We start from the raw sequence: 16,640 nt of genomic DNA on the forward strand, positions 1-16,640 counted from the left end.
CTCACCCGCCGACCGCCATCGCCCCGGCCGCTGCGAACCCCGCGATGGCGAGGATCCCCAGCACCCGCGCCAGCGACTCCTTGCGGTAATCCGCCAGCCGCTTCTCGTTCAGCCAGTACAGCCCGGCCGGCGTCTTCTCGATCGCCCCGAACGCCACCATCCGCTCGAACACGCGCCGGTCGAGCCGCTTTTCGGGCGTCTCGAAGCGGGTCGCGGTCTCCTTCGTCGTCGCGCCCGCCGAGGTGAAATGCCACACCACGCGGTTGCGCGCCTTGGCGATCAGCGCCGCCATGATCGTGCCGGACATGGTCGTTCCTCCTACTTCCTGCGATTCTGGTGGCGCAGATTGCCCGGCCGTCCGCGCCGCTTCAGCACGCGCGGCGGCTTCACGCCCTTGGCCGGCGCGCGCTCGGTCCGCGCGCCGCCGTACCGCCCCTCGGGCAATTCGAAGCGCAGCGCGCCCGACACCGGGTTCGCCTCGGCGAGCCGCAGCTCCAGCCGCTGCCCTTGCGCATATTCCTCGCCGCTCTGCTCGCCGACCAGTCGCCGCGCCGCCTCGTCGAAACGGAAATACTCGCCGCCCAGGTCGCGCACCGGCATCAACCCGTCGCCGCCGATCCCGTCGACGGTCGCGAAGAACCCGAAGTTGGTCACGCCCGTGATCCGCACCTCGACCAGCTCGCCGACGCGCTCGGCCAGGAACGCGGCGACATAGCGGTCGATCGTCTCGCGCTCCGCCTCCATCGCGCGCCGCTCCAGCTTGCTGATCGTCGTGCCCGCCAGCTCGAAATCCTCGTCGCCGTTCAGCCCGCCCGGCCCCAGCGCATAGGCGGAGACGAGCGCGCGGTGCACCATCAGGTCGGCATAGCGGCGGATCGGCGAGGTGAAATGCGCATAGCTGCCCAGCGACAGCCCGAAATGCCCGTGGTTGGCGGGCGCGTAATAGGCCTGCGTCTGCGTGCGCAGCACCTGCTCCATGATCTCCGGGCGGAACGGCACGTCGCCGACCCGCTCCAGGATGCGATTGAAGGTCGCGGGCTTGACGACCTGCCCCAGCGCGAACGGCACCTCGAACGTTTCGAGGTAATCCTTCAGCGCCACCAGCTTCTCGCGCGCGGGCGGTTCGTGGACGCGGTACATCACCGGCGCCTTCTTCGCCTCCAGCGCCTTGGCGGCGGCGACATTGGCCGCGATCATGTAATCCTCGATCAGGCGGTGCGCGTCGAGCCGGTCGCGCGGCGCCACCGACATGATCCGCCCCTTTTCGTCGAGCACCACCCGCCGCTCGGGCAGGTCGAGATCGAGCGGCTCCCGCTTGTCCCGCGCCTCCGCCAGCGCGCGCCAGCAGTCCCAGAGGTTGGTGAGCTCAGGCAATAGCCCTCGCCCCTCCGGGGAGTTCCGGGTCGAAGGTGCCCCCGGCACATTCTCAACATCGCGGGGCGATGTTGACCCGGAACTGGTTGGGTGAGGGGCCGGTGTCTCACCGAGAGAAGCACCCGCGGCACCCCCATCCCCCTCGCCAAGGGGAAAGGGGCTTGAAGCAGCATCGACAATCGCCTGCGCATCCTCATACGCCACGTTCGCCGCCAGCCGCACCACCGCGCGCGTGAACCGCCAGCTCTTCAGCGCCCCCGCCTTCGACACCTGCAGATGGCACGCCAGCGCCGCGCGATCCTCGCCCGCCTTCAGCGAGCAGACATCCGCCGACAGCACCTCCGGCAGCATCGGCACGACCTGGTCGGGAAAATAGACCGAATTGCCCCGCGCCCGCGCCTCGCGGTCGATCGCGCTGCCCGGCCGTACATAGAAACTCACATCCGCGATCGCGACGATCGCCTTCCACCCGCCGTCGTTCGCAGGATCGTCGTCGGGCGCCGCCCACACCGCATCGTCGTGATCGCGCGCGTCGGCCGGGTCGATCGCGACGATCGGCAGATGCGTAAGATCCTCCCGCCCCTCCCCGAGCGGCTGCCCCGCCACCCGCTCGGCCGCGTCCAGCGCTTCCTGCGCGAACGTGTCGGGGATGCCGTGCTTGTGGATCGCGATCAGCGAGAAGCTGCGCGGCGCGAACGGATCGCCCAGCCGCGCCACCACCTTGGCCATGACCCGCGGCGGCCGTCCCGCGATCTCGGCGCTGACCAGATCGCCCGCGTCCGCGCCGCCGGCATCCGACACCGGATATTCGCGCCGCTCCTTCTTCTCCACGCCCTGCAACCACAATCGGTCGCCCTCGCGCCGCAACACCCCGATCACTTGTTCGGACGCCGGCGCGAGTACCTTCATCGGATGCGCGGTCCAGCCGCCGCCGGTCTCCTCGGTGCGCGCCAGCACGCGTTCGCCGACGCCCAGCGCCCCGCGCTTGCGGTCGCGCACGCGAATCCGCGGGGTCGGCACGTCGGCGTCCCAGCGCTCGGGCACCGCCCACACGTTGCCGCCCTGGTCGATGTCGACGATCCGCAGCACCGTGACCTTCGGCAGCCCGCCCATCCTGTGGAACGCGCGTCCGGGCGCGGCATCGATCAGCCCCTCGTCCCCCATGTCCTTGAGCAGCGCCTTGAGCGCGATCTTCTGTTGCGCGGTCAGGCCGAAGGCACGCGCGATCTCGCGCTTGCCCGCGGGCGTGGCGGAGGAGGTGATGAAGTCGAGGATCTGCTCGCGCGTCGGCAGGCCGGGGCTGGGTTTCTTGGGCACGGACGGGAGATAGGGAGTGTGCGGCGGGAAAGCCATCGTGCCTGCTCGTCATTCCCGCGCAGGCGGGAATCCAGAACCTCTGACCTTCCGGCCCTTGCGACGACCTGCGCGTCTGGATTCCCGCTTCCGCGGGAATGACGAAAGCGCTACCGCCCCGCCGCGCTCATCGCACTGATCGGATGCACCGGCTGCTCGGACATCGTGCGCACCAATGTCTCGAACCGGTCCCCCTCGACGCGGATCTCGTTGAACGCCGGCGGCGAGTTGCGCGTCCGCTTCGACAGCGTCCCCGCCCCGATCAGCCGCAGCCGCCACCCGTTGCGCTCGTACGGCATGTCGAACGGATCGTGGACATGCCCCGACAGCACCGCATGGACTCCCGCATCCGCCAGCGCCGCCAGCGCCTCGTCGCCGCGCCTCGTCTTGGCGGTGCCCTTGCTGCCGCCGTCGATCAGCGGATGGTGCCCGGCCACGAAGATCAGGTTGCCGCGCGGCGCCGCCTCGACCAGCGCCAGCGCACGCCGCAGCGAGCCCGCGCTCACCCGCCCCTTCGACCAGTTCCAGCGCCATTGCGCGCGCGCGGTGGTCTTCAGCGGCACGATCGTGATCCCATGGATCTCCAGCGGCCGCTCGATCATCTTCTCGACCGCGGCATAGCGCGAATAGGGCGCGAACAGCCGGCGCAGCGGATCCCAGTAATAGGGGATGTCGTGGTTGCCGACCTCCAGCGTCACCGGCACGCCCAGGCTCGCCAGCCACGCGCCGCCCTCGTCGAACTCGCGCTTCGTCGCGCGCATCGTCAGGTCGCCGGTCATGATGACCGCATCGGGCTTTTCCAGCGCGACGACCTCGCGGAACCACCGCACCGCCTCCGGATCCTCGGCACCGAAATGGACGTCGCTGACGTGGAAAAGCCGGGTCATCCCTGTCCTTTGTCGATCGTTTCCATCGCGAACGCCCGACCGCGGATTCCGATGCGTCACCCCCCGCCCTTCATCTTCCGCCGCTCATCCCCCGAACGAGCGGCCCCCGCCCCAGCCACCGCTGGAGCGCGCCGAGACGCGCCCGCCGAAGCCGCCGCGCGACACGACCGAGCTGCGCGTCTGGATGCGCTGCGTCGTGATCGGCGCGGTCACCGCGCGCGACCCGACCTGATAATTATACCCGCGCCCGCCGTATCCGCCGCCGTACAGCCACGCCCCCGACGGCGTGTACCAGCGGTCGTCGCGGTTGTTGCGATAAAGGCCGTTGTAGCGATAGCCCGATCCGTCGAGCAGCCGCCCGATCATGAACCCGGTCAGCAGCGGCACGAAGAAGCTCTGCCCGCCGTCGTTGCGCGCCAGGCACTGCCCCGACCCGAACTGGTCCTCGCACAGGCTCTGGCTGTCGAAGCGCGGCGCGGCCTTGCCGTCGGTCTGCGCGGCTTCCTTCCGCGCATTCTCGCAGGTCACCTTGGCGAACGCGCCGCTCGCGACGCATTCGTCGACGGTGCGGAACGCCGACACCTCGGTCGGCGGGCCGAACTGCTGTTGCTGGTCCGGCGTGCCGTCGCACCCGGACAGCATCGCCAGCGCGCCCGCGGCGGTCAGCCCGGCGGCGGCGGACCGCTTGCGGCGGGGAAGGGAAAGGTCGGTCATCGCGTCGCGCCCTCAATACGTCATGCAGGCGGCGTTGAGCAGCCCGACCGCGATCGAGGTCGCGGCCATATAGACCGCGCTCGCCACGTTGCCGGTCTCGATCCGCGCCACCAGGTCGCGGATCACGATACGCCGGACGACCAGTGACGCCACCACCTGTATCACGCCCGCCAGCACGCCCCATGCGACGAATTCCAGCGGGTCGGCGGTCACCGACAGCGCGGAGGCGAGCGGCAGTGCGAAGCCGACGATCGCCCCCCCGAACGTCACCGCCGCCGCCATATTGCCCTCGGCGACCAGCCGCCGCTCGTCATAGGGCGTGGACACCTGGTACAGCCATTTGAACACGCCAAGGAACAGGCACGCGATTGCGAAGGCGATCAGGAAATGCCCGGCCCCGAACAGAAAGGCGGTCGTGTCGAACATGCGCGCGGTCCCCTCATTCTACACGGGTTGAAGGCTTAGAGCATCATCGCGCGCACCGAAACCGTCATCGCGTGCGGACCGAAGCAACGACACTTGAACCTGCCACCCCCCGTGTACGCGCGCTGCTGACTTGATGCCTCACTCCCCTATGCCGAGAACTCCGCCGGCGACAGCGGCAGCCCGATCATGATGTCGTGCGTGGTATCGCCCCCCTCCGGCCGCGCCGACAGCGCGAGCAGCAGCTCCTGCCCTTCCGGCGCCAGATCGCGGACGTACAGCATGCATTGCTGGCGGATGTGCTTCACCGGGTCGCCGTCGCGCTCGTAATACAACGCTTCCCACAATTGCACCGGCGGCTGCACGCGCTCGTCGCCGTCATACCAGAACCGGCGAAAGGGCGGCAGCCCGGCCTCGTTCCACACCGGCTGGCTCAGCCGGTCGCGGAACGCCGCATCGTCCCACCCGCCGGTGGCATAGGTGGAGGACCACGGGCGAAACAGCGTGAAGTCGTCGGCGTCCGATCCGTCCGGCTGCTGGCTCACCGCCTGCAGCATCAGCTCGTCGTCGGTGTAGAAGCGGTGGACATAGCCGCCGCCGTCGTCGAGCTTGATGATCCCCTGTGCGGTGATCTCCAGCGTGTCGCGGTCGAGCGTGAACGTCCCGCCCGCCAGCCGCCGCCACGCCAGCGCGTCCAGCCGCACCATCCGCCCGATCGTCACGTCGCGCACGACCGCGACGGCGTTCCTTGCAGGCTCGCGTCCGCCGCCGAACAGGCTGCCGAAGATCATGCCGCGTGCGTCTCCATCCGGCCCATTCACCTTGCCAAAGGCTGCGGGCTTATGCTTGGAGTGTCAAGCATACCGAGAGGACGATGACGTGGACGACACGACGCGGGTGTGGACGATCGAGCGGCTGGCCGAGGCGCTGGGCGCGCCCGACCATCTGGGCGAGGTCAGCGTGGAGCAGGTCGGCGAGGCGCTGCACGTCACGCTGCACGACCACGGCGACCTGGCGGTATTCCTCAGCGTCGCGGGCGAGCAGATCGCCGTCTCCACATTGCTGTGGCCGGTCGCGGAGATGGACGACCCCGCCGCCTTCAACCACTTCCTGCTCAAGGCGCAGAAGCTGGTGCCGCTGTCGAACTTCGCGATCACCGAGGTCGACGGCCGCGAATATTACGAGCTGATCGGCGAGCTGTCGGTCGAATCGTCGCTGCGCACGATCCTGATCGAATTGCGCGTGCTGGCGCACAACGCGCTCGACGCCGCCGCCGACCTGCGCCACGCCTTTGCGGCTGCCTGAAGGACCTACGATACCATGTCGATGTGGAAGCAATTCGTCACGCTGATCCGCGGCTCCGCGCACGAGGCGGGGCAGTCGGTGGTCGACAAGCGCGCGCTGACGATCCTCGACCAGCAACTGCGCGACGCCGGCAGCGCGCAGGCCAAGGCGCGCGACGACCTCGCCACCGTCACCGCCAAGCGCCGGCTGATCGAAAAGGACATCGAACAGCTTGTCGCGCAGCGCGACAAGTACGAGGCGTCGGCGCGCGCCGCGATGGGTCGCGGCGACATGGACCTCGCGCGCGAGGTGGCCGAGCGACTGGCGCAGATCGAGCGCGAGGTGAACGCCAAGACGCCGCAGGTCGCCGATATGCGCACCGCCGAGGACCGGATGCGCGGCATCATCAAGTCCGGCGACGGCAAGATCGAGGCACTGCGCCGCGAGGTCGACGTCGTGCGCGCCAACGAAAGCGTCCAGCAGGCGCAGGCGCAGATCGCCAGCAACACGCACGGCGCGCAGTCGCAACTGGGCTCGGCCGCCGACAGCCTCGCGCGGCTCAAGGAGCGGCAGGCGGTGCGCGAGGAGAAGTTCCGCGCCGCCGCCGAGCTGGAGGACATGCGCACCGGCGCCGACCTCGACGCCAAGCTGGAGCGGGCCGGGCTGTTGCCGGGCGCGTCGAGTGCCGACGACATCCTCGCCCGCCTGTCCGCCCCGCGCGACGGTGGCGAGGCGAAACGGCTCGACGACAAGTCCGGCGGCTGATCGCCCGTGGAGCGGATCGTCACCGGCGAGCGCGCCGGGTGGGAAGACATCGCCCGCCGGATGGGCTTTACCTTCCATCACCTCGATGGTCAGCGTTACTGGGACGAACGCGCCTATTACCGCTTCTCGCTCGACGAAATCGAGGCCGGGATCGAGACGCCGAGCGCCGAGCTTCACTATTTTTGCCTCGATCTTGTCACCGAGGTGGTCGAAAGCGACACGCTGATGCACCGGCTGGCGATCCCGGACGCGATGCGCGACGTGGTCGCCGCCTCATGGAAGGCGAACGCCCCGACGCTCTACGGCCGCTTCGACTTCGCCTATGACGGCACCGGCCCCGCCAAGCTGCTGGAATATAACGCCGATACGCCGACCAGCGTCTACGAGACCGCCCTCTTCCAATGGCAATGGCTGGAGGACCGGCTGGCGGACGGCACCCTTCCGGAAGGCGCCGATCAATACAACCGCCTCCACGAAGCGCTCGTCGACCGCTTTGGCGCGCTGCTAACCCCCGGAAGTGTCTTGCATTTTGCAAGCGTCGCCGATCATGAGGAGGATCGCCAGACGGTCCGCTACCTCGAAGACGCCGCGCGCCAGGCCGGGCTGGACCCCGCCTTTGTCGCGATCGACCGCATCGGCGTCGACGGCGACGGCCAGTTCGTCGACGAGGAAGACGTTCTGATCGCTGCGCTTTTCAAGCTCTATCCGTGGGAGGACATGCTGCGCGAACCGTACGCCGCGCACTTGCCCCGCACGAAAACCCTGTTCCTCGAACCGGCCTGGAAAGCGATCCTGTCGAACAAGGGCATCCTTCCGCTGCTGTGGGAACGCCACCGCGGCCACCCCAACCTGCTCCCCGCCGCCTTCGCCGACGACACCGCAGGCGTGTCCGCCATCGGTGACCGCTTCGTTCGCAAGCCGTTGTTTTCCCGGGAAGGCTGGGACATCCTCCTTCACGATGGCGCGTCGGAGGATCGCGGTCCGGACGGCGGCTATGGCGACGAAGGGCATGTGGTGCAGGCGCTCGCCCCGCTCCCGGTCTTCGATGGCCAGCACGCGGTGATCGGCTCGTGGATGGTCGGCGACGAACCGGTCGCGATGTCGATCCGCGAAGACGACGGCCCGATCACCCGCGATCTGGCGCGGTTCGTCCCCCACGCGATCATCTGACGGCCCCCTCCCACCGTTCGTGCTGAGCCTGTCGAAGCACGTGCCCCACCCCGGCGAAAGCAGGGGCGACCGAGCGTCGAAAGCAAGGAGATCAATTACTTCCCCGCCACCCCGCGGCTGTCGCTGACCTCCAGCCAGTAACCGTCCGGGTCCTGCGTGTAGATCTGCCGCACGCCGTCGAACCGCGTCTGCATCGTGCTCACCTTGCCCGCCAGATCGGTCCACGGCCGCCGGTGGGCGTCCAGCCACGCGGTCACGCTCGCCAGATCGTCGACATGGATCGCCAGATGCTCGTTAATGTTCGACGGCTTGGGCGCGGTCCGCCCATCGAGAATGTGCAGCGCAAAGCCGCGGCCGAGATCGATCCAGCGCCGGTTCGTCAGCGGCTGCTTGATAAGCTGCAACCCGAACGCCTCGCGGTAGAAGGTCGCGCTGCGATCCAGGTCGGATGCCTGGATCGCGACATGCTCCCCCTGCGCGGCGGCGGCGAGCACGAACAGGGCGGACAACAACGACATCGGCAACGCTCCGGCAGGGACAAAGCACGACGCTACCGCGCTTTTCGCCGCGTGTCAGCGCGACGATGGTCTGTCCTACACCGTCCATCATCCCGCATCACGGCGTGATCATGCCGCCCGCGTCCTCAGCAATTACCCCCGCCAGCGTCTCAACATTCGCAACATTCGGCAATGTTCGTTTACAAACTACGCCGCCGCGCGCAGCGGCTCCTCGGTCGCCGGCGTCCCCTCGACCACCGCCACGCTGCCGGTTCGCTCCAGCTTGCCCCAGCCGACCCGCGCCCCGGTCGCCGCGACATACAGCGCGCGCAGCACCACCGCGTAGAGCAACTGGCGGTACCCGAAGCGCTGCATCAACAGCCGCAGCGCCGGGAAGCGCGGCTCGCGCCCGTCCAGGCGGTAGGCGATCCACCCACACGCCAGATCGACGCACGCGAATGTCGCCCAGAAAGCCGCCACCGTCAGCACGTCGCCGCCCGCCGCGTCCCAGCCGCGGTCGCAGACCCGCCACGCCGTCCCGCCGACACCCAGCAGCAGCGCGACGTCGATCAGCGGCGCTGCCAGCGTGAACAGGAACTGGAACACCAGCGCCTGCGGCAGCCCGACGCGCCCGAGACCGCCGCTCCGCCCGAGCACCCCACGATGCTTCCACAGGCATTGCAACGTGCCGAACGCCCAGCGGAACCGCTGCTTGAACAGCGCTCGGACGGTCTCGGGCGCCTCGGTCCAGGCGACCGCATCATTGTCGCACGCGACGCGCCACCCGGCGCGCTGCACCGCGATCGTCAGGTCCTGGTCCTCGGCCAGCGTGTCCTCCGGGTATCCGCCGACCGCGTCCAGCGCAGTGCGCCGCCACGCGCCGACCGCCCCCGGCACCACCGTCACCGCACCCAGTGCGGCGAGCGCCCGCCGCTCCAGGTTCTGCGCGGTGACATATTCCAGCGCCTGCCAGCGCGTGACGATGTTGGTGCGGTTGCCGACCTTGGCATTGCCCGCGACCGCGCCGATCCCGGGATCGGCGAACCAGCGCGTCAGCTTGGCGATCGTGTCGGCCTCGAACTGCGTATCGGCGTCGAGCGCGATCACCACGTCGCCGCGCGCGCTGGCCAGCGCGGTGTTGAGCGCCTTCGCCTTTCCGCCGTTCTCCAGCGTCAGCAACCGGACACGCGGATCGATCCCGAACGCGGCGCGCACCACATCGCTGGTACCGTCGCTCGACCCGTCGTCGATGACGATCACCTCGATGCGCGGGCCGGTGCTGGCCAGGATGCGGCGCACCGATGCCGCGATCACGCGCGCCTCGTTGAAGGCGGGGATCAGGACCGAGACGAACGTGGGCACCAGGTGCGGCGCAGGCTCCGGCGGCGCCTCGCGCCTGCGCCGCCACAGCGCCAGCCCCGTCAGGGCGACCGCGCGCGCCATGCCGATGGCGATGATGATCGCGAACAGCACCGCCGCGGCATCGCGAAGCCACGCCAGCCCGTCGAACAGCCCGCGCGTACCGCCGGCGTCGGCCGCCGCCGCGCCGGTCAGCTTCGGCATGACCGCCGCCGGCGACAGCCGCGCCAGCCGCGAAACGGGCACGAAATCGTATCCGCGCGCGCGCAGCTCTTTGATGATGAGCGGCAACGCCCGCACCGTCTCGGTCCGATCACCGCCCGAATCGTGAAGCAGCACGATCTGCGCCGGCCGCTCCGCGGTGCCGGCCTCGACCTGCGCGATCACGCGCCGTGCGATCATCGCGGCTTTCGGACCCTGCCAGTCGAGCGGATCGACGTTGAGGCCGACCGTCAGATAGCCGAGCCGAGCCGCGACGCGCGTCGCGTGCAACTCGTCGCGGCGATCGGGGTCGGCGTCGCCCAGGAACGGCGGCCGGAACAGCGTCATCGCGCGGCCGGTATATGCCTCGACGACGCGCTCGGTCGCTTTCAGCTCGAGCGCGATCGCCGTCTCCGACCGGTGCGACAGATCGGCGTGCGAGGTGGAATGATTGCCGAGTTCGCTTCCCTCCGCGACGATGCGGCGGAGCAACGCGCCCTGCCCCAGAGCGTTGGTCCCGGTGACGAAGAAGGTCGCGGGTGCACGCTCCTGGCGCAGCACGTCGAGGATCTTCGGCGTCCATGTCGGATCGGGGCCGTCGTCGAAGGTCAGCGCGATCTCACGGCGGTGTGCGCCGGTCCGCTCGACGGTGTCGGGCTGCGGCAGGCGATCGTAGCGTGCCGCGCGGATCAGATCGCCCGACCATGTCACCCGCCGCGCGCCCGGTGTCGCCTCGGCACGCATCCGCATGATCTCGCCCTGTCCGCGCACCGCGATCCCGGCCGGGGCGGGCAGCGCGCGCACGTCGGGGCGCGCCACGTTCGCCAGCGCGCGCCAGACCTGCGGGTCCTCGCTGCCCAGCCGCCACAGCGCGACGCCCGCCGCGCCGGTACGCCGAACCACCGCCATCTGGTTCGCGGCGCTCAGCGCGTCGAGCATCCACACCTGGTGCGCTGCACCGGCGCGCGCATAAGCGAACCGGCTGTTGCCGCTGCGCGCGTCGAATTGCGGCGTGACCCCCGCTTCCGCGGCGAGCGCCAGTGCGTCGGCGATGCTCAGCGGCGTGGTCGTACGCCCCTGCCAGTCATAGGCGTAGCTGCCGATCGCCACGATCGCCTTGTCGGCGCCCGCCTGCGCCACCGCATTCGCGACGACGCGCGCGAACCACGGCTGCGACGCGATCGGCCCTGGCGAGCCCCCCATCCAATGTTCGTCATAGGCCATCAGCACGACCCGGTCGGCGACCGCGGCGTACGCGCGCAGGTCCCAGTCGGGATCCGCGACCGGCGCGGCCAGCGCCACCACCCAGCCGCGCGGGGCAAAGCGCGCGCGCAGTTCGGCCAGGAAGGAGCGATAGTCGCGGTGCGCACGCGCCGGAAGGCTCTCCAGGTCGAGCATCACCCCCGCGCCATGCTCGCGATCGATCAACGCCACGATCCTGTCGGCGAAGCGCCGGCGCGCGGCCTGGTCGGCGAGCAGCGCGGCGGTACCCGCGCCGTCCCAGCCGCCGTCCGCGTCGGCATTCTGCACCATCGGCAACACGCGCGGGCGGCGGGCGGCGCGCGCGACGACGCCGCGCATATATGGATCGTCCTCGGCGACGAAGCGATGGTCGGGCCCCGTCACCGTCGCCAGTCCGGGAACGAGCCACGACAGCTCACCGACATGCGCGGCCAGCGAGGCGCGCGACGGCGCGTCCCACGGCATGTAGAACCCCATTGTGCCGCCGGTCAGCGGCGCCCCCGTGCGCGTCGGCAGCCACGCGCCCGGGGCGACCGAAACGACCGGCGCAGCGCGCCCGTGCGGTGCGTCGGTAGCACGCCCGAGTTGCGGCGCATTGTCCGTCATCGGGCGCAGCACCGCCGCGATCAGCAGCGCCGCCAGCAGCAGCGGCACCGCGGCCATGGTGACAAGCGCCACGCGCACCCGCATGGCCCGCTGCCCGCTGGCATCGTAGAAAATCGCCACGCCCGTGTCCGTCCCATCGCCCGACCGAGCGGCAGCCGATACGCGCAGGTGGCAAATAAGCGGTTAACTACCGAGACTCATTCGCCGATCAGCCAGTTCAGATCGCGTGCCACGCTGCGCGGCTGGCGCGCCGACATCGATCGGAGGCGCGGTGCGTCGAGCAGGCTAATCCGCTGCCGCTCGCGCGCGATCAGCTTGTCATCCACCATCTGCCGGAACACACGGTTCACGTGCACTGCGGTTAGCCCCAGATGATCGCCGATCTGCTCCTGCGTCACCGGCAGCTCGAAATGTCCGTCTGCGGCGAGCCCGGCGGCACGCAACCGTTCGTCGATGTCGAGGAGCAGCGCCGCGACGCGCGCGATCGCCGCCGTGCGTCCCACCGCCGCCAATCGGTCCATCAACGCCACCCGCTCGCGCTGCACGCTCAGAAACATACTGGCGGCAAAGTGCGGCGAGCTCCGGAACAGCGCCCCGAACGACGCCAGCGGTACGCGGCTGACGCGCACCGCCGTCAACGCCGTCAGCGTGTCCGCCGCTTGCGCCAGGCACATGCTGGGGGTGCCGAGCACGTCGCCGGGCAGATGGAACTTGACGATTTGGCGCTCGCCGCCGGGCAGCAGCACCGACGCACCGACCCAGCCGTCGATCAGCAGGTAGATATAGCGCGGCGGCTCGCCCTCACGACGCAACACTGCATGGCGCGGATAGTCGATCGGCGGCTCGCCCAGCGCGCGTACCGCCTGCGCGCGCGCCTCGTCCATCGGCAGGAACTCGTTGAAGCGGTGAAGTGGGAGTTTATCAAGCACATGGTTTTCCCGGAGAAATCCTCCCTCCCTACTCCGAGACGTCGCCGCCGCACGCTGATCCAATTTACTCCACCGACTACTTTCGCGCCCGCTTCCTTCGCGCATGATTTCGCGCGTGACCTCGGCTGCGGATCGGGTAACGATAAGGAGAAAACAGGGGAAATCCACCATCGTGACCTATCGCGCCATGACCGCCCTCGCCCTTTGCCTGCTCGCCGCGCCGCTGGCGGCGCAGGACAAGCCGGTCGAGCAGACACAGGTGCCCGAGGACAAGGCGACCGACGCCACACCGACACCGGCGGGTACGCTTCCCCCGCCCCGCCCCGCCGAGGGCGCCTCCGGCGCGCAGGACGCCAAGCCTGCCAAGTGGGACGTCAACGCGCCGCGCGGCTTGCGCACGAAGCAGGTGCGGATCGCGACCGACGAGGGCAGCTGGATGAACGTCGACGTGTCGCCGGACGGGCGCACCGTCGCCTTCGACCTGCTCGGCGACATCTACACGATGCCGATCGCGGGCGGCACGCCGACGCGCATCGCCGAGGGGCTGGCGTTCGAGCATCAGCCGCGCTTCTCCCCCGATGGCCGGCGGATCGCCTTCACTTCCGACCGCGGCGGCGGCGACAACATCTGGGTGATGAACGTCGACGGCAGCGACAAGCGGCAGGTGACGAAAGAGGACTTCCGCCTGCTCAACCAGCCGACATGGAGCCCGGACGGGCGCTTCATCGCCGCCAAGAAGCATTTCACGACCGGCCGTTCGCTCGGTACTGGCGAGGTGTGGCTGTACCACGTCTCGGGCGGCGGCGGCGTGCAACTCGTCAAGCGCGCCAGCGAGGTGCTGCAAAAGGAGCTGGGCGAGCCGACCTACGCGCCGGACGGCAAGAGCATCTTTTACACCCGCAACGTCTCGTCCGGCCCGATCTTCGAATATGCGCAGAACTCGCGCACCGACCTGTTCGACATCGAACGCTATGACATCGACACCGGCGAGGTGACCACGGCGGTCAGCGGCGTCGGCGGCTCGGTACGCCCGACGCCATCGCGCGACGGCAAGCGGATCGCGTTCGTGCGCCGCGACAACAACGTGTCGAAGCTATGGATCAAGGACCTTGCGACCGGGGTCGAGCGGATCGTCTACGGTCCACTCGACCGCGACGTGCAGGAGACGTGGGCCGTCACCGGCGTGTATCCGAACATGAGCTGGACCCCGGATGACAAGGCGATCGTCTTCTGGTCGGGCGGCAAGCTGCGCCGGGTCGCTGCCGATGGCGGCCCTGCGACGGTGATCCCGTTCCGTATCGACGACACGCGCGTGATCGCCGAGGCGACCCACCCGCAGATCGAGGTCGCGCCCGACCGGTTCATGACCAAGGCGACCCGCTGGGCGAGTGTCTCCCCGGACGGGCGTCAGGTCGTCTTCGAGACGCTGGGCAAATTGTGGGTCAAGTCGCTGGCGGGCGGCGCGCCGAAGCGGTTGACGCGCGGCGACGGCGAACTGGAATTGTGGCCAAGCTGGTCGCGCGATGGCCGGACGATCGTCTTCACCGGGTGGACCGATGCCGGGCTGGGGCAGATCCGCACCGTCGCCGCAGCCGGCGGCGCCCCGAAGACGGTGACGACGGTCGCCGGCCACTACGCCCGCGCGCGCTTCTCGCCCGATGGCAAGACGATCGTGTTCGAACAGGGCGAGGGCGGCGGGCTGACCGCGCCGCGCGGAAACGCCGGTACCGGCGTGTACCGCGTCGCCGCGACCGGCGGCGCCCCGGTGCGCATGGCGAAGGACGCCGCGGCGCCGCAATTCGGCGCCTCCAGCGACCGTGTGTTCATGATCGCCAACGAAGGCAACAAGCGCCAGCTCGTCAGCACCGACCTGACGGGCGGCGAGCGCCGCGTCCATGCGGCAGGCGAGCTGGTCAACGACTTCCAGATCTCGCCTGCCGGCGATTACGTCGCCTTCCGGCAGAATTACGAGGCGTTCGTGATGCCGATCCTGCCGGGCAAGCAGGCGGTCGAGGTCGATGCGAAGTCCGGCGCGCTGCCCGTCACGCGCGTCAGCCGTGATGGCGCAGACTTCATCAACTGGTCCGATAACGGCAAGCGCATCCACTGGAGCGCCGGGCCGACCCTCTATTCCGCCGACACCGCCGCGCTGTTCCGCAGCGCACCCGGCGGCGAGGATGCCGCGACGTTCGCCGCCCCTGCAACCGGGGTGTCGCTGTCGATGGAGATGGCCGCTGCCAAGCCGACGAAGACCGTCGCGCTGACGGGCGCGCGTGTCGTCACGATGGCGGACAAGGACGGCGGGATCGTCGACGACGCCACGGTGCTGATCCGCGGCGACCGGATCGTTGCGGTCGGGCCGCGCGGCTCCGTACCGATTCCCGCGGGCGCGGTCACGGTCGATGCGGCCGGCAAGACGATCGTCCCCGGCTTCGTCGACGCCCACGCGCACGGGCCGCAGGGCGAGGACGAACTGGTTCCGCAGCAGAACTGGTCGGCGATGGCCAACCTCGCGCTCGGCACCACGACGATCCACGATCCCTCGTCGCGCTCGGCGGAAATCTTCCCCGCCGCGGAGATGCAAGCGGCCGGGCTGGTGCTCGCCCCACGCACCTTCTCGACCGGCGAAGTGATCTATGGCGCGAAGAGCCCCGACGTCTATGCGCAGATCGACAGCTATGACGACGCGCTGTCGATCGTCCGACGGCTGAAGGCGCAGGGCGCCCGCAGCGTCAAAAACTACAACCAGCCGCGCCGCGAACAGCGCCAGATGGTCGTCGCCGCCGCGCAGGCCGAGGGGATGGAGGTCGTGCCGGAGGGCGGGTCGCTCTACACGCTCGACATGTCGCTGGTGCAGGACGGCAATTCGACGGTCGAGCACAACGTCCCGCTCGAGCATTTCTACAACGACGTGCTTAGCCTGTGGGCGCAGACGACGGTCGGCTACACGCCGACCCTGGTGGTCGCGTACGGCGGACCGGCCGGCGATCCGTATTGGCGCGCGCATATGGACGTGTGGCGGCATCCGCTCCTGTCACGCCATGCGCCGCCGGCGTTGCTGGCCGCGCAGAACGCGCGGCGCGACATCGCGCCAGAGGAGGATTACGTCGACGGCGCGACCGCGCGCGAGGCCAGGAAGCTCGCCGACCGCGGTGTACCGGTCGCGATCGGCGCGCACGGCCAGCAACCGGGGCTCGGCGCGCATTGGGAGCTGTGGAGCTTCGTGCGCGGCGGGATGACCCCGGTCGAGGCGCTACGCGCGGGTACGATCGCAGCAGCGACATCGCTCGGCTACCAAAAGGACGTGGGCTCGCTGGAGCCGGGCAAGCTCGCCGATCTGGTCGTCCTCGATGCCGACCCGACCGCCGACATCCGCAACACCGACAAGGTGGCGCAAGTGATGCTGGGCGGGCGGCTGTTCGACGCCGCGACGCTGAACGAGGTCGCCACGGGCACGCGGCGGCGGCTGCCCTATTGGTGGGAGACGGGCACCGGCGGCGGCGCGGACACCGGCGCGCGGGTGACGGTCGGCCACGGGCATGGCAACAGCGACCAGGACTGACGCCGCACCCCCGGCGGCGTTCCTCGACGCGCTGGAGGTATGGCCGCCAGGCTATTCCGAAGGCACGTATGCGGGACGCCGCTGGGGCGCTACGCTCACCGTCAGCGCCGATGCCCGGCGGCTGTGGCTCTATGCCGAGGCGCTGGGCGGCGCGACGCGCGTCAGCTTCAATCTCTATCGCCTGGCGGGAGCCCGCGTTGCGCTGCGCCCGTGCGAAATGCCGGCCACGACCGTGATCGCCTTCGTTCTGGGCTACCAACCCGAATCGCGTTGA

General features: G+C 69.7%; 14 protein-coding genes. 5 read left to right on the forward strand and 9 right to left on the reverse strand.

What is annotated here, in order from left to right; all coding sequences use genetic code 11:
* Window position 1: 1 nt before the first annotated feature.
* From J2Y58_RS08765 to J2Y58_RS08790, 6 genes are all read right to left on the reverse strand, one after another.
* Window positions 2-307, reverse strand: a complete 306-nt coding sequence (locus J2Y58_RS08765; protein WP_310101641.1) for a hypothetical protein — start codon at window positions 305-307, stop codon at window positions 2-4.
* An 11-nt stretch (window positions 308-318) separates the two neighbouring features.
* Window positions 319-2,727 carry an RNB domain-containing ribonuclease gene (locus J2Y58_RS08770; protein WP_310101645.1) on the reverse strand — a complete coding sequence of 803 codons (2,409 nt, stop codon included), beginning with the start codon at window positions 2,725-2,727 and terminating at the stop codon, window positions 319-321.
* Between the two features lie 110 nt (window positions 2,728-2,837).
* Complete coding sequence (locus J2Y58_RS08775) at window positions 2,838-3,614, reverse strand: metallophosphoesterase (RefSeq protein ID WP_310101648.1); 777 nt, start codon at window positions 3,612-3,614, stop codon at window positions 2,838-2,840.
* Window positions 3,615-3,698: 84 nt separating this feature from the next.
* Complete coding sequence (locus J2Y58_RS08780; protein ID WP_310101650.1) at window positions 3,699-4,328, reverse strand: DUF1190 domain-containing protein; 630 nt, start codon at window positions 4,326-4,328, stop codon at window positions 3,699-3,701.
* A 12-nt stretch (window positions 4,329-4,340) separates the two neighbouring features.
* On the reverse strand, window positions 4,341-4,754 hold the full coding sequence (locus J2Y58_RS08785) for a DUF350 domain-containing protein (protein WP_310101652.1): 414 nt from the start codon (window positions 4,752-4,754) through the stop codon (window positions 4,341-4,343).
* Between the two features lie 146 nt (window positions 4,755-4,900).
* A complete protein-coding gene (locus tag J2Y58_RS08790) occupies window positions 4,901-5,542 on the reverse strand; it encodes a DUF2491 family protein (protein WP_310101655.1) in 642 nt (213 codons plus the stop codon).
* A gap of 88 nt (window positions 5,543-5,630) precedes the next feature.
* On the opposite strand from J2Y58_RS08790, the gene J2Y58_RS08795 reads away from it, so the two are divergent.
* Genes J2Y58_RS08795 through J2Y58_RS08805 form a run of 3 tightly spaced genes read left to right on the forward strand, consistent with a single transcriptional unit; the run spans window position 5,631 to window position 7,970 of the window.
* Window positions 5,631-6,056 (forward strand): DUF2170 family protein, encoded by a 426-nt coding sequence (locus J2Y58_RS08795; protein WP_310101657.1) that lies wholly within the window; start codon window positions 5,631-5,633, stop codon window positions 6,054-6,056.
* A 15-nt stretch (window positions 6,057-6,071) separates the two neighbouring features.
* Complete coding sequence (locus tag J2Y58_RS08800) at window positions 6,072-6,800, forward strand: PspA/IM30 family protein (RefSeq protein WP_310101660.1); 729 nt, start codon at window positions 6,072-6,074, stop codon at window positions 6,798-6,800.
* A gap of 6 nt (window positions 6,801-6,806) precedes the next feature.
* Window positions 6,807-7,970, forward strand: coding sequence for a glutathionylspermidine synthase family protein (locus tag J2Y58_RS08805; RefSeq protein ID WP_310101663.1), 1,164 nt, complete (start codon window positions 6,807-6,809; stop codon window positions 7,968-7,970).
* A gap of 95 nt (window positions 7,971-8,065) precedes the next feature.
* On the opposite strand, the gene J2Y58_RS08810 is transcribed toward J2Y58_RS08805, so the two are convergent.
* From J2Y58_RS08810 to J2Y58_RS08820, 3 genes are all read right to left on the reverse strand, one after another.
* Window positions 8,066-8,488 carry a VOC family protein gene (locus tag J2Y58_RS08810; RefSeq protein WP_310101665.1) on the reverse strand — a complete coding sequence of 141 codons (423 nt, stop codon included), beginning with the start codon at window positions 8,486-8,488 and terminating at the stop codon, window positions 8,066-8,068.
* A 186-nt stretch (window positions 8,489-8,674) separates the two neighbouring features.
* Window positions 8,675-11,959, reverse strand: coding sequence for a glycosyltransferase (locus tag J2Y58_RS08815; protein WP_310101985.1), 3,285 nt, complete (start codon window positions 11,957-11,959; stop codon window positions 8,675-8,677).
* A 113-nt stretch (window positions 11,960-12,072) separates the two neighbouring features.
* On the reverse strand, window positions 12,073-12,804 hold the full coding sequence (locus J2Y58_RS08820; protein ID WP_310101667.1) for a Crp/Fnr family transcriptional regulator: 732 nt from the start codon (window positions 12,802-12,804) through the stop codon (window positions 12,073-12,075).
* A 187-nt stretch (window positions 12,805-12,991) separates the two neighbouring features.
* On the opposite strand from J2Y58_RS08820, the gene J2Y58_RS08825 reads away from it, so the two are divergent.
* Together J2Y58_RS08825 and J2Y58_RS08830 are read left to right on the forward strand one after the other, a co-directional pair.
* The gene (locus J2Y58_RS08825) at window positions 12,992-16,366 is read left to right on the forward strand and encodes an amidohydrolase family protein (protein ID WP_310101670.1); all 3,375 of its coding nucleotides are present in this window, start codon (window positions 12,992-12,994) and stop codon (window positions 16,364-16,366) included.
* On the forward strand, window positions 16,344-16,640 hold the full coding sequence (locus J2Y58_RS08830) for a hypothetical protein (RefSeq protein WP_310101675.1): 297 nt from the start codon (window positions 16,344-16,346) through the stop codon (window positions 16,638-16,640). The genes J2Y58_RS08825 and J2Y58_RS08830 overlap by 23 nt, the downstream gene beginning before the upstream one ends.

This window comes from Sphingomonas sp. BE138, from assembly GCF_031456125.1.
In the GTDB taxonomy this organism is placed as follows: domain Bacteria; phylum Pseudomonadota; class Alphaproteobacteria; order Sphingomonadales; family Sphingomonadaceae; genus Sphingomonas.